This window comes from Mesorhizobium opportunistum WSM2075 (assembly GCF_000176035.2).
Lineage (GTDB): Bacteria > Pseudomonadota > Alphaproteobacteria > Rhizobiales > Rhizobiaceae > Mesorhizobium > Mesorhizobium opportunistum.
Genome location: NC_015675.1, coordinates 3,571,248 through 3,583,954, shown reverse-complemented (window position 1 = coordinate 3,583,954; position 12,707 = coordinate 3,571,248). Strand labels below are relative to the sequence as shown.

Genomic DNA, 12,707 nt, shown 5'->3' with positions numbered 1-12,707 from the left:
TTTGGCCTTCAGAGCGACTGCGCGATCAGAGTCAGAAAACCGCCGCCCAGCGCGACATTGCCGACGAAGCCGTTGATGCGCGCCGCGCGGTCCGGACCCTGGTGATCCCAGAAATTGTGGAACATCGGCGTGGCGGCGACCAGGAACAGCAAGAGCACCGCGCAGGCAAGCGCGGTCCACAGACCCGCCATCACCAGCGCGCCGGCGATGATCTGCAGGACGATGCCGGCCCACAGCGCCAACCGCGCCCGCGGCACACCGCGCGCGGCCATGAGCCCTGTGAGGAAGGCTGCGTTCTGGATGTTGCGCAGGCCGGCGAGGACAAAAGCGCCGCCGAGCAACAGGCGGCCGAGGAACAACAAGGTCGAAGGCAAATCGGCAGGCATGAAACGCTCCCTTTGAAATCAATCGGGAGCGTCACCTCCCTGCGGCGCTCCCCAACACAATCGGATGATCAGGCAGCCTTGGCGGCGGGCATCGGATGAATGGCGTGGAACGGGATGCACAACCGGTTCCAGGTGTTGATCATGCCGAGCGCGACAGAGAGCTTCACCAGTTCCTCTTCCGAGAAATGCTCGAGCGTGCGGGCATAGAGCTCATCCGAAACACCGTCATTGGCGATCAGCGTGACCGCCTCGGTCCAGGCCAGGGCGGCGCGTTCGCGCTCGGAGAACAGCGGCGATTCCTTCCAGGCCGCGACCAGATAGAGCCGCTGCTCGGTCTCGCCGTCGCGCCGCGCCTCGCGGCTGTGCATCTCGACGCAGTAGGAGCAACCGTTGATCTGCGAGGCTCTGAGCTTGATCAGGTGCAGCAGGCTCACCTCGAGCCCGCATTCGTCGACCGCCTTGTTGAGCGCCGACACCGCCTTCATGATCTCGGGCGCCTTGGCGAAAAATTGCAGCCTCTGTTTCATCGTCTTTCCTTTCACAGCTTCGGGGGTTTTAGGTTTGCGTTGTCGAACCGGGTTTCTGCGGCCGCTGGTGGCGCTCCACGAAAGCGCAGCTCGCGGCAAGCGATCTCGGATCGCCTTCCGCCTGGTAAGTGGCCACGATGTCGGACAGCCTGGTTTCGGCGAGTGCGGCGCGATAGGCGCGCTCGGCCTTCAGCATCGCCGCGTTGATGCCGCAGGGTTTGACATAGGCGGAGGCATCGAGCTTGACCGGGCCGTTGCGACGGATCTCGCCACACCGAAACGCCGGCTCGCGTCCTTCGACGGCCAGCACGATGTCGAGCAGCGTGATGCGCTCTGCAGGCTTTGCCAGCCTGTAGCCGCCAGCCGGTCCCGGCACCGATTCCAGGATGCGCGCGGCGGTCAGCATGTTGAGATGCTTCAGGAGATAGCTCGGCGACAGGCCGAACGACTCGGCCAGCGCGGCGCCCGGCATGGTGCTGTTGCCCTCGACGCTGGCCAGCGTGGCCGCGCAGTGGATGGCCGCTTCAACGCCCTCGCCCAGCTTCATGATGCCGATCTCCTATTCATGGATACATTATATCGTGGATAAAATTTATCTGCAATAGGGAAGTGCGAGTTTCATATCGTCACGAAGCTTCACAGGACTTGCGTTCCTCGCACCCCGCTTTGCACTACGGCATGCACACATTTCCGGGCAGCTGATCTTTGGCGATAACGTGCTGAGCTGGTCGACCCCCACTCCGTCTCGGCTTCGCCGAGCCACCTCTCCCCCGATCGACGGGGTAGAGGAAAGGCGCCAAAGCTTTTTGCCGTCAACGCTCGTCCGGAACCGCTCCCTTCCTTTCCCTCCGGAGGGGGGAAAGGTGGCGCTGCGAAGCAGCGACGGATTGGGGGAACCACGTGGCAACCCAAGCCTCCGGCCGATCAATCACGCCAGTCACAGAAGATGTGTGCATGACGTAGACGTCGATCGGGGCGAGGGACCCAAATTCTGCGAAGGCAGCCCTACTCTGCCGCCACCTTGGCCATCGGATTGTTCGGGTGCGTCGTCCAGTTGGCGTAGATCGGCGACACCGGCCTGCCGGTACGCTCATCCAGAGCGCCGGCGGCCAGCGGTTCCATGGTGATGCAATTCTCGACGGGGCAGACATTGACGCACAGATTGCAGCCGACGCATTCGGCCTCGATCACTTCAAAGTGCCTGACGCCGTCGACCATGCTGGTGATCGCCTGGTGCGAGGTGTCCTCGCAGGCGATGTGGCAGCGGCCGCATTTGATGCAGGCGTCCTGGTCGATACGCGCCTTGGCGACATAGTTGAGGTTGAGATACTGCCAGTCGGTGACGTTGGGGGTGGCACGGCCGACGATGTCGTCGAGCGAGGCATGGCCTTTCTCGTCCATCCAATTTTCGAGACCGGCGATCATCTCCTGCACGATCTTGAAGCCGTAGGTCATCGCCGCCGTGCAGACCTGCACATTGCCGGCGCCGAGCGCCATGAATTCCGCCGCATCGCGCCAGGTGGTGATGCCGCCAATGCCTGAGATCGGCAGGCCGCGGGTTTCGGTATCGCGCGCGATTTCGGCCACCATGTTCATGGCGATCGGCTTCACCGCCGGGCCGCAATAGCCGCCATGCGAACCCTTGCCGTCGATGATCGGCTGCGGCGCGAAACTGTCGAGATCGACACCGGTGATCGAATTGATGGTGTTGATCAGCGACACCGCGTCGGTGCCGCCGGCAAGCGCGGCCCTCGCCGGCTTGCGCACATCGGTGATGTTGGGCGTCAGCTTGGTGATGACCGGCATGCGCGTGTTCTGCTTGCACCAGCGCACAACCATTTCGATATATTCCGGCACCTGGCCGACGGCCGCGCCCATGCCGCGTTCCGACATGCCGTGCGGACAGCCGAAATTGAGCTCGATGCCGTCGGCTTCCGTCTCCTCGACCACCGGCAGGATCGCCTTCCAGCTCTCCTCGACGCAGGGCACCATCAGCGAGACGACGATGGCGCGGTCGGGCCAGTCCTTCTTGACCTGCTTGATCTCGCGCAGATTGACCTGCAGGTCGCGGTCGGTGATCAGTTCGATGTTGTTGAGGCCGAGCAGGCGGCGGTCGGCACCCCAGATCGCGCCATAGCGCGGGCCATTGACGTTGACGACCGGGGGGCCTTCCTCGCCCAGCGTCTTCCACACCACGCCGCCCCAGCCGGCCTTGAAGGCGCGGATGACGTTGTAGGCCTTGTCGGTCGGCGGCGCCGAGGCCAGCCAGAACGGATTGGGCGATTTGATGCCGACGAAATTGTTGCGGATGTCAGCCATGACAGGTCCCTTTCAACCGAGACGAAGGAGCATTTCCACGGGTGCAAGAATGCCGCCTTCAAGCGCGGCGGTGATATTGGAGATCTTGGTGCGGGCATCCCCGCCCATGATCAGGCCAACGCCAGGCGGCGGCTTTCTGCCGTCAGCCTGGGCGGCAGCCACCCGTGCGCGCATCGTGGCAAAGAATTCGACGGCAAAGGCGCCGCGTGGCCGTTCCGTCGTCACCGAGAAACCCGCGGCGGTGGCGGCCGATCGATAGTCGTCCGGCGTGGCGACAAAGGACATGGTTTCGTCCGATGCCCATGGCAGCGGAAAGGTCAGCGCGCCGGCCTTGAGCCGCATTACATCGTAGACGGCAAAGACACCGCCCGGCCGCAGCACGCGCGCGGCCTCGCTCATCAGCTTCGCCTTGTCGGGAAGGTTCATGCCGACATGCAGGATCATTGCCGCATCGAAGCTGGCGTTGCCGAACGGCATGTCCAATGCGCTGCCCTGGACGAAGTGCGTCCTGTCCGCCATTCCCGTGCGCTTCGACAGGCTGGTCGCGACGTCGACATAGCTCTGCGTCAGGTCGATGCCGGTGACATCGGCGTCGGCACTGTTGGCGACAAAGCGGGCCGGACCACCTATACCCGATCCGATGTCAAGCAGCCTGCCAGCCGGCTTCAAACCCATCTGATCGACGAGTTCCCTGGTGGCTGCCACACCACCAATGTGGAATTCGTCGACCGCTTCGAGATCGCTGACCCTCAGATGGGCAACGTCCACGCCTATATCGGCGAGGCCGGCAAGGATCCGCTGCTCCAGGCCTGATATCTCGTAGTGACGGGCGATGCCCGGTTCCACCGTGGCCATGATCCCTATCCCTGCGTCAGGCTCCTGTTGATGCTTTCCGCCGCATCGCGGCCTTGCGCCACGGCTGAGACAGTCAGGTCGTCGCCGCCAAAAATGCAGTCGCCGCCGGCCCAGACCTTGGCCAGCGAGGTCCGCCCTTCCGCATCGACCTTGATGCGGCCGGCTTCGAGCTCGATCGATGCACCGCTGCCGTTGAGAGCGGTCGGGACAAAGCTCTGGCCGATCGCCTTGAATACCTGGTCGGCAACGAGCGTCAGCGTCTCGCCGGTGCCGGCAAGCCTGTCGCCGTTCATGGCCGTGTATTCGAGTTCGATGGCACTGACCTTGCCCGCCTCGGCAACCACCCGCTTCGGCTGCAGCCAGTGGCGGATGGTGACGCCGTTGGCGGCGGCCAGATCCTGCTCGAACTCGGAGGCATTCATGTGCTCCTGGCCGCGCCGGTAGCAGATCGTCACCTCCTCGGCGCCGAGCAGCTTCGACTGCACGGCGGCATCGATCGCCGTCATGCCGCCGCCGATGACGACCACGCGCCGGCCGACCGGCAGGCTCGAGAGATCGCTGGCCTGGCGCAGTTCGGAGATGAATTCCACCGCATTGGTGACGCCGTCGGCATCCTCGCCATCGGCGCGCAGCGCATTGACGCCGCCCAACCCCATGCCGAGGAACACGGCGTCGTAGTTGCGGATCAGGTCGGAGAGCTGATAGTCGCGGCCGAGCGCCTTGCCATTCTGGATGTCGATGCCGCCGATCGAAGTGACATAGTCGACCTCGGCCTGGGCGAAATTGTCGACGCTCTTGTAGGCGGCGATGCCGTATTCGTTGAGGCCGCCGGCCTTCGGCCGCGCCTCCAGGATGGTCACGTCATGGCCGTGACGGGCGAGCCGGTGCGCGGCGGCGAGGCCAGCAGGCCCGGCGCCGACCACGGCGATCGTCTTGCCCGTCGGCGTGGGGCGCGGATAGAACTGCTTGTTCTCGGCCATCGCGACATCGGTGGCGTAGCGCTGCAGGCGGCCGATCTGCACCGGCTTGCCTTCCGCCACCTCGCGCACGCAGACCTCTTCGCACAGCGTCTCGGTCGGGCAGACGCGGGCGCACATGCCGCCCAAAATGTTCTGATCGAAGATGGTCTTGGCCGAGCCGATCGGATTGCCGGTCGATATCTGACGGATGAACAGCGGGATGTCGATCGAGGTCGGACACGCGTTCATGCACGGCGCGTCGTAGCAGAAATAGCAGCGGTCGGATTCGACCAGCGCCTCGTGGTGATCGAGCGGTGGATGCAGGTCGGAAAAATTGTCCGCATACTGGTCGGCCTGAAGCCGGCCGCCGGCAATACCCTCTTTGAACTGGCCTTCTGGCATCGTCAGTTCCCCATATTTTCGTTTTGGGGAAGGCTAGCACGTTTTATTTTTTTATCAATTGGTCAATTTTCGGCGCAAGACACTGAAAAGACTGGGTAGTAATATGATTACTTTACTCATGTTATGACTTTGAGCAATTGCTCTTGCGGGATGGCCGAGTGAACTGGATCGAGAGCCCGAGCATGGATGGTCCGGATCTCGTCCGCGACCAGTTTCTGCAATCGCCACAGATTGCGGTCATGAATGCCGAACGCTTCGAGATGGCTGACGGTATTGTAGAGATATTCGGCCCCGGAGCCGATATGCCCGCAGGCCCTGGCCAGCACGCTTGCCACCCTGTCCAGCGGCTGGCCCAGCGACGTACCCCTGCCCTTCACGCCGACCCAGAAGCCGAGCGCCCGCAGCGCACCTTGCGCCGTATGCACGGGCAGCCACCTGACAGAGCTGACACTCTCATGATCATTGATCTCGCGCCGCAGCAGTCTTTCGATCTGAGCCGGTTTCTCGCCTTCCGGCAAGCGGCAGATCACGCCGTTGCAGCGTCCGCCCCGTTCGAGCGCCATCATCAATCCCGGTTGCGCGGCGCTGCCGCGCCAACGCACCATGTCGAGACAGAACGAGCGGTGCCAGCCATAGGCCGTGGCGAGCCGTTGTTCGACGGATTCGAATTCCGGTTTCCAGATCAGCGACCCATAGGCGAACACCCACAGCGGTCCCTCGTCCGCCTCGTCGGAGAGCCGCAAGGCAAGGGTCCGGAAGTCACCGTCGTTCATCTCGGTCCAGCTCGGATCGGGACCCGGATCGGCCTCTTCCCGATGGCACAGCGCGACAAGCTCGGGCGTAAGCGACATAAGGCGCATGGACGACAACTCCCTCGTCACCGCAGAGAAATCGAAAACCGCCGGATGCGCAACGGGGGAACGCCTGGCATCTAAAGACATTGTTGTTCGGGCGGGTGTCGGATTTCCGTCGTGAAGATCGTCCTAGGATGGATCGGACGACGATCGATGCAAAGGTGAGGAGACCCAAAATGCCCAAATCCCCGATGCCCTTCTTCTGGTACGAGTTGATGACATCAGACCTCGATGCAGCCGAGGCCTTCTACACCAAGGTTGTCGGCTGGACGGCGCAGCCCTTCGACGTGGCTCCCGGCATGCCGCGCTACATCGTCATGAATGTCGGCGAGCGTGGCGTCGGCGGCCTGATGACGCTGCCCGAGGATGCGGCCAAGATGGGCATGCCGCCGGCCTGGCTCGGCTATATCCATACCAAGGATGTCGATGCCTCCACGGCATCGCTGGAGAAAGCGGGCGGCTCCGTTCATCGCCAGCCCGCCGACATTCCAGGCGTTGGCCGCTTTGCCGTCGTTGCCGATCCGCAGGGCGCGACCTTCATGTTCTTGCAGCCGAACGGCCCCGACCAGCCTGTCGTGCCGGCCAGCACGCCGGGCCATATCGGCTGGCACGAGCTCTACACCAGCGACTGGAAGGCCGCGTTCGATTTCTATTCCGACCAGTTCGGCTGGGCCAATGCCGGCGACTTCGACATGGGTCCGATGGGCACCTACCAGACCTTCACGGCCGGCTCCGAATCCGGCGGCGGTATCATGAACAAGCCGCAGCAGATCCCGGTGCCGGTCTGGCAGTTCTATTTCAACGTCACCGGCATCGACGCGGCGGCCAAACGCGTCACCGACAACGGCGGCAAGCTCCTGATGGGGCCGATGGAGGTCCCCGGCGGCAGCTGGATCGTGCAATGCCAGGATCCGCAAGGCGCGCATTTCGCACTGATGGCGCCGGTGCGGTAAGCGCTGCACACGGAAGCTTGCCAACTTCTGAAGGCTAGCACCGTTGTTGCCCCCTCTGTCCAGCAGGACAGAGGGGGCACGTCCCGCAGACTCCTGCTATTTTTGAACGAAGTTTCGTAAGGCTACTCCGGCGTCAGAACCGCGACCTTCAGCTCAGCCTTCTTCGCGCCGCTGAACTGCACGGTGGCCGGGCCGGGCGTAAGCTTGAAGCGCACGCTCTTGCGGATGGCGGGGCAGGTTTTCACCCCGCTATAGCCAGCCGACTTGATGGCGTGGCCGTCCTGAATGACATCGACCCAGGCCTCGCCCGACAGACTTATCTGTATGACCCCGTCCGGCGGCACCTCCACGCTGGCGACAGCGCCGAACGTGCCCTGTGCCGGGGCACGTTCGGGCGGCAGCGCAAAGCCGGCCTTGTCGACCGGCACCAGCGCCAGGTCCGCCGCGGCGCCAACCGCCAGGGGCGCGCCTGAGGGTGTTGCAGGCGGCGCGGCAAACAGCGCCTGTTCCCGCGTCACCGGCCATTTGAAAGCCTCGCAGCCGGCGTCCTCGGCCATGGCGAAGCTGGTTCCTGCGAGGAGAGCGAAGAGGCTGACGACGACTTTTTTCATGGCAAAGGGAACCCTCATTTTTAGACTGTTCATGCTAATACAACCATGACGATAGGAATGCAACCCTTGCGGGAACAATATGAAGGACCAAACTGGGGAACATTACCAGTCACCCATTGTTGATGGCGTGCCATGGGAAGTGAATGGTTCATCGCCGGCTGATAATCTATGGCCGGGCGGACTGAAAAATGGAGTCATCATGAAGCTTTTCGAAAGCCTCTCCAGATACCAGCCGCAGGCGCTCGGCGTGTTGCGCATCATGACCGCCCTGCAGTTCATCGAGCATGGCAGCCAGAAACTGTTCAACTTCCCAGTCAGCGCCGACCCCCACGCCCTCTCCGGGCTGACCACGACCGCCGCCATCCTCGAATTCGCCGGCGGCATCCTGCTGGCACTCGGCCTGTTCACTCGGCCCGTTGCCTTCCTCCTGGCCGGCGAAATGGCGATCGCCTATTTCATGGCGCACATGCCGCGCGATTTCTTCCCGGTCAACAATGGCGGCGATGCGGCGATCTCTTTCTGCTTCATCTTCCTTTATCTGTTCTTTGCCGGCCCCGGCGCGTTCGCGTTGGACAACCGCCGCAACGCTTGATGCGCGACAAGGGGGTGGACTTCACCCCCGCATCCGCTCGAAATTCGCATCGAACAGCGGCGTGGCCTGCATGCGCGCAGCGTGGCGCTTGCCCAACAGCTCGATCTCGAAGCCGTCACTCTCCTCGGCGATCTCCTTCGGCACATAGCCGACGGCGACCGACTTTTTCGAGTGATGCGCATAGCCGCCCGATGTCACCCAGCCGCGCACGGCACCGCCGAACCAGATCGGCTCGTCGCCGATGACATCGGCGTCGTCGGCATCGACGATGAAGGCGCGCAGCCGCAACTTGCCGCCTTGCTTGCGCTCGGCCAGCGCCGCCGCCTTGCCGATGAAGTCCGCCTCCTTGCCGTAGGCGACGAAGCGGTCGAGCCCGGCTTCCAGCGGTCCGTAGATCGGCCGGTATTCGCGCCCCCATGAGCCGTAATTCTTCTCCAGCCGCAGGGCGTTCAGCGCCCGCGAGCCGAACAGGCCGATACCGAATTCCTCGCCGGCCGCCATCAACGCGTTGAACGCGGCACGCTGGTATTCCGGCGCCACCCAGATCTCGTAGCCGAGATCGCCGGTGTAGCTGACGCGGCCGACCAGGCACGGCGCCATGCCGATATCCATTTTTGCGACGGCCATGAAGGGAAACGCGGTGTTGGACACGTCGGCGCGGCTGACCTTGGCCAGCACATCCCTCGCCTTCGGCCCGGCGATCGCAAGGCCGGTGAGTTTCGCTCCCTGCGCCTCGATGCGAACCGAACCATCGCCGGGCAGATGCGCCTCGAACCAGCGCATGTGATACTGCTCTGCAATGCCGGAGCCGGCGAGGAACCAGCCTTCGGAACCGAGATTGGCCAGCGTGAAATCGCCGATCAGCCTGCCGTCTTCCTTCAGCATCGGCGCCAGCGTCATGCGGCTGGGTTTAGGCAGTTTGCAGGCAAGCATGCGGTCGAGCCATGCGGCCGCCCCCTCGCCAGTCACCGTGTATTTGGCGAAGCTCGAAATCTCCGACAGGCCAACGCCGTCGCGAACCGCGGCGACTTCGCCGGCAACATGGGTAAAATCGCTGGAACGCCGCCAGGAGAACTCGTCCTTGACGCCTTCAGGCGCATACCACAGCGGCACCTCCAGCCCGTAGGCGGCGCCAAACTGCGCGCCCTTGGCCGACAGAAGGTCGTAGACCGGCGTCGTCTTCAGCGGCCGCCCGGCCGGCAATTCCTCATTGGGAAAGCGGATCGAGAAGCGCCTGGAATAATTTTCGCGCACCTTGGCGTTGGTGTAGGCCATCGCCGCCCAGTCGCCGTAGCGCGCGACATCCATCGCCCAGATATCGGCGCCGGGGTCGCCCTCGATCATCCAGTTCGACAGCGCCAGGCCGACGCCGCCACCCTGTGAGAAGCCGGCCATGACACCGCAGGCGACCCAGAAACCCGGCAGGCCGCGCACCGGCCCGACCAGCGGGTTGCCGTCCGGCGCGAAGGTGAAGGGGCCGTTGATGATCTGCTTGATGCCAGTGTTCTGGAAGGCCGGGAAATGCCGGAAGCCGACTTCCAGCGACGGCGCGATGCGATCGATATCCGGTTCCAACAGCTCGTGGCCGAAGTTCCACGGCGTCTGGTGTTCGGACCATGGCTTGTTGGCCTTCTCGTAGGTGCCCATCAGCATGCCGCCGCGCTCCTGGCGCAGATAGAGCTCGCCGTCGAAGTCCACTGCATGGATGATTTCCGTGCCGGTTTTCTGGTTCCATGCGGCGACCTCCGGCATGTCCTCGGTGATCAGGTACATGTGCTCCATGGCCAGCACCGGCAGCTCCAGCCCAACCATGCGGCCAACCTCGCGCGCCCACAGGCCACCGGCATTGACGACATGCTCGGTCACCACCTCGCCCTTGTTGGTGATGACGCGCCACATCCCGTCGGGCCGCCGCACGATGTCCTCGACCTTGGTGAAGCGCTCGACCTCGGCGCCGAGCTTGCGCGCGGCCTTGGCATAGGCATGGGTGACGCCCGAGGGGTCGAGATGGCCGTCCTCCTTGTTGCGGACGGCGCCGACGAACTGCTTGGGGTCGAGCAGCGGCATCAGTTCGGCCGCCTCTTTCGGCGAGATCTCCTCGAGATCGATGCCGAGATAGCGACCCTTGGCAACGACGCCGCGCAGCCAGTCGAGCCGCGCCTCGGTCGCCGCCAGAAGCACACCGCCGGTCAGGTGCACGCCGGTCGCCTGGCCGGAAAGTTCCTCGATCTCCTTGTAGAGGTTGATCGTGTATTTCTGCAGCTTGGCGACGTTGGGATCGCCATTGATGGTGTGCATGCCGCCCGCCGCATGCCAGGTCGAGCCCGAAGTCAGTTCGTCGCGCTCAAGCAGCACGACATCGGTCCAGCCGTGGCGGGCCAGATGGAACAACACCGAGCAGCCGACGACGCCACCGCCAATGACCACGACCTTTGCATGCGATTTCATGGATTTCTTCTCTGTTATCAACGAGTTGGATGGGTGAAATGAATCAAGACGGGAGGAGCCAAGCGGGGGTCCACGCACGCAAACCTGTGACTATCACGGCTCGCCCTGCCCGATCGCTTCCTTGCGCCTGGCCACATAGGCCTCCAGCGCCTCGCGCACGGCGATATCCATCGCCGGCTCGACATAATCCTCCAGCGCCTTCTTCCACAGCCGCGTGGCGCGCGCGGTGGCGTCGAGCCCGCCGGCCTCCTGCCAGGCTTCAAAATTCTGCCAGTTGGACAGCATCGGCTGGTAGAAGGCCGTCGCATAGCGCTCCAGCGTGTGCGGCTCGCCGAAGAAATGGCCGCCGGTCGGCACCGCGCCCAGCGCCTCGATGGCAAGCTCGGCCTCGTCGACCACGATCGGGCGCAGGAACTCCATCATGTGCTGGATCATCTCGATATCGATGATGAACTTTTCGAACGACGCCGTCAGCCCGCCCTCCTGCCAGCCAGCGGCGTGGTAGACGAGATTGCCGTGGCCGAGCACCGCGCCCCACAGCGCCATCAGCGTCTCGTAGGCGCCTTGCGCGTCGGCGGCGTTGGAGGCTGAGCCCGGTGTGGTGCGGTAGGGCAGCCCATAGCGCCGCGCCAACTGTCCCGAGGCGATGTTGGCCTTGGTATTCTCCGGCGTGCCGAAGGCCGGCGCACCCGACTTCATGTCGACATTGGAAGTAAAGGCACCATACATGACCGGCGCGCCGGGACGCACGAGCTGCGTCAGGGCGACACCGAACAGCGCCTCGGCATTCTGCTGCGCCAGCGCGCCGGCCAGCGTCACCGGGCTCATCGCCCCCATCAGCGTGAACGGCGTCACCGCCACCGACTGGCCGAACTCGGCCATCGTCATCAGCCCCTCGGCCATCATCTCGTCGAAGCGCCGCGGCGAGTTGACCGAGATGATGGTGGCGATGCCCGGGTCGTCAGCCATCTGGTCCAGCGTCAGCCCGCGCGCGATCGCCATCATCTCGATGCCGTCCAGCGCCCTGCCCCGGCCGATCGCCGAGACATGAAAACTCTTGTCGGTCAGCGTCAGATTGGTGAAATAAGTGTCGAGATGACGCGAATTCGCCGGCAGATCGACCGGCGCGCAGACCTGGTTGCCGAGCATGTGGACACAGTTGAAATGCTGCGCCAGCCGCGTGAGATCCGCATAGTCGCGAAGATTGCCCGCCCGGCGGCCACGCTCCATGTCATGCACATTGGGCGGCCCCGCGACGAGTGTGAAATTGATGGTGTTGCCGCCAAGATGGATGGTGTTGGCAGGATTGCGCGGTGTCAGTGTGTAGTTGGACCGCGTCGTCTTCAGCGCCTCATCGACCATGCCGCGATCGATGCGGACATTGGCCGAGGCGTGGTCGACCCTGGCGCCCGCCTTCTCGAACAGCGCCAGCGCCCGCGGGCTCATCACCTCGATGCCGAAATTCTCCAGTATGTGCATCGAGGCTTGGTGGATCGCCTCGATCTGGTCTGGAGACAGCAAGGCCATCGGCGGATAGGGATTGACGACACGCCTGAGCGGCAACTGTGGAATGGGCGCCGGCCCCCGGTTGCTGGTGCGCTCGGCGCCGCGTTTGCGTCTTGGTTCGTTCATGCCGGCATCAAAGCCTCGGCAAACCGGCCAAGCTGTCAGAAATACGCCGTTTGCGGGCGTGATTTTAGCCAAGGCGGCATTTCCGCAGTAGGAATCTAGAAAAAGCGACAGAACAAGTCGGATTTTCAATATGGCATTTTCTGAAGCGCTCGCGCCGGCGAGCGGTTAA

Annotated in this window: 12 protein-coding genes; 2 read left to right on the top strand and 10 right to left on the bottom strand. The window is 63.7% G+C overall.

What is annotated here, in order from left to right; all coding sequences use genetic code 11:
- Positions 1-8: 8 nt before the first annotated feature.
- From MESOP_RS17195 to MESOP_RS17165, 7 genes are all read right to left on the bottom strand, one after another.
- Positions 9-386, bottom strand: a complete 378-nt coding sequence (locus MESOP_RS17195) for a DoxX family protein (RefSeq protein ID WP_013894607.1) — start codon at positions 384-386, stop codon at positions 9-11.
- Positions 387-454: 68 nt separating this feature from the next.
- Positions 455-913, bottom strand: coding sequence for a carboxymuconolactone decarboxylase family protein (locus MESOP_RS17190; protein WP_013894606.1), 459 nt, complete (start codon positions 911-913; stop codon positions 455-457).
- 28 nt (positions 914-941) lie between these two features.
- Complete coding sequence (locus MESOP_RS17185) at positions 942-1,460, bottom strand: RrF2 family transcriptional regulator (RefSeq protein ID WP_013894605.1); 519 nt, start codon at positions 1,458-1,460, stop codon at positions 942-944.
- A gap of 458 nt (positions 1,461-1,918) precedes the next feature.
- The gene (gene preA / locus MESOP_RS17180) at positions 1,919-3,232 is read right to left on the bottom strand and encodes an NAD-dependent dihydropyrimidine dehydrogenase subunit PreA (protein ID WP_013894604.1); all 1,314 of its coding nucleotides are present in this window, start codon (positions 3,230-3,232) and stop codon (positions 1,919-1,921) included.
- A 12-nt stretch (positions 3,233-3,244) separates the two neighbouring features.
- The gene (locus tag MESOP_RS17175) at positions 3,245-4,087 is read right to left on the bottom strand and encodes a class I SAM-dependent methyltransferase (protein ID WP_013894603.1); all 843 of its coding nucleotides are present in this window, start codon (positions 4,085-4,087) and stop codon (positions 3,245-3,247) included.
- Positions 4,088-4,092: 5 nt separating this feature from the next.
- Positions 4,093-5,448 carry an NAD(P)-dependent oxidoreductase gene (locus MESOP_RS17170; protein ID WP_013894602.1) on the bottom strand — a complete coding sequence of 452 codons (1,356 nt, stop codon included), beginning with the start codon at positions 5,446-5,448 and terminating at the stop codon, positions 4,093-4,095.
- A gap of 116 nt (positions 5,449-5,564) precedes the next feature.
- Positions 5,565-6,308, bottom strand: coding sequence for a gamma-glutamylcyclotransferase (locus MESOP_RS17165; protein ID WP_013894601.1), 744 nt, complete (start codon positions 6,306-6,308; stop codon positions 5,565-5,567).
- A gap of 170 nt (positions 6,309-6,478) precedes the next feature.
- Between MESOP_RS17165 and MESOP_RS17160 the strand changes: the two genes are divergently transcribed.
- The gene (locus tag MESOP_RS17160; protein WP_013894600.1) at positions 6,479-7,255 is read left to right on the top strand and encodes a VOC family protein; all 777 of its coding nucleotides are present in this window, start codon (positions 6,479-6,481) and stop codon (positions 7,253-7,255) included.
- Between the two features lie 122 nt (positions 7,256-7,377).
- On the opposite strand, the gene MESOP_RS17155 is transcribed toward MESOP_RS17160, so the two are convergent.
- Positions 7,378-7,866, bottom strand: coding sequence for a hypothetical protein (locus MESOP_RS17155; protein ID WP_013894599.1), 489 nt, complete (start codon positions 7,864-7,866; stop codon positions 7,378-7,380).
- A gap of 199 nt (positions 7,867-8,065) precedes the next feature.
- Between MESOP_RS17155 and MESOP_RS17150 the strand changes: the two genes are divergently transcribed.
- Positions 8,066-8,458, top strand: coding sequence for a DoxX family protein (locus MESOP_RS17150; protein ID WP_013894598.1), 393 nt, complete (start codon positions 8,066-8,068; stop codon positions 8,456-8,458).
- A gap of 21 nt (positions 8,459-8,479) precedes the next feature.
- Here the strand turns inward: MESOP_RS17150 and MESOP_RS17145 are convergent, their stop codons facing one another.
- On the bottom strand, positions 8,480-10,906 hold the full coding sequence (locus MESOP_RS17145; protein ID WP_013894597.1) for a GcvT family protein: 2,427 nt from the start codon (positions 10,904-10,906) through the stop codon (positions 8,480-8,482).
- A gap of 93 nt (positions 10,907-10,999) precedes the next feature.
- A complete protein-coding gene (locus MESOP_RS17140) occupies positions 11,000-12,538 on the bottom strand; it encodes a trimethylamine methyltransferase family protein (protein WP_013894596.1) in 1,539 nt (512 codons plus the stop codon).
- Positions 12,539-12,707: the final 169 nt, after the last annotated feature.

Excerpts from the sequence above, each read along its gene's own strand:
- preA (WP_013894604.1), bottom strand. The coding sequence starts at position 3,232 with ATGGCTGACATCCGCAACAATTTCGTCGGCATCAAATCGCCCAATCCG.
- MESOP_RS17185 (WP_013894605.1), bottom strand. The coding sequence starts at position 1,460 with ATGAAGCTGGGCGAGGGCGTTGAAGCGGCCATCCACTGCGCGGCCACG.
- MESOP_RS17175 (WP_013894603.1), bottom strand. The coding sequence starts at position 4,087 with ATGGCCACGGTGGAACCGGGCATCGCCCGTCACTACGAGATATCAGGC.
- MESOP_RS17150 (WP_013894598.1), top strand. The coding sequence starts at position 8,066 with ATGAAGCTTTTCGAAAGCCTCTCCAGATACCAGCCGCAGGCGCTCGGC.
- MESOP_RS17170 (WP_013894602.1), bottom strand. The coding sequence starts at position 5,448 with ATGCCAGAAGGCCAGTTCAAAGAGGGTATTGCCGGCGGCCGGCTTCAG.
- MESOP_RS17165 (WP_013894601.1), bottom strand. The coding sequence starts at position 6,308 with ATGCGCCTTATGTCGCTTACGCCCGAGCTTGTCGCGCTGTGCCATCGG.
- MESOP_RS17140 (WP_013894596.1), bottom strand. The coding sequence starts at position 12,538 with ATGAACGAACCAAGACGCAAACGCGGCGCCGAGCGCACCAGCAACCGG.
- MESOP_RS17145 (WP_013894597.1), bottom strand. The coding sequence starts at position 10,906 with ATGAAATCGCATGCAAAGGTCGTGGTCATTGGCGGTGGCGTCGTCGGC.
- MESOP_RS17160 (WP_013894600.1), top strand. The coding sequence starts at position 6,479 with ATGCCCAAATCCCCGATGCCCTTCTTCTGGTACGAGTTGATGACATCA.
- MESOP_RS17195 (WP_013894607.1), bottom strand. The coding sequence starts at position 386 with ATGCCTGCCGATTTGCCTTCGACCTTGTTGTTCCTCGGCCGCCTGTTG.
- MESOP_RS17155 (WP_013894599.1), bottom strand. The coding sequence starts at position 7,866 with ATGAAAAAAGTCGTCGTCAGCCTCTTCGCTCTCCTCGCAGGAACCAGC.
- MESOP_RS17190 (WP_013894606.1), bottom strand. The coding sequence starts at position 913 with ATGAAACAGAGGCTGCAATTTTTCGCCAAGGCGCCCGAGATCATGAAG.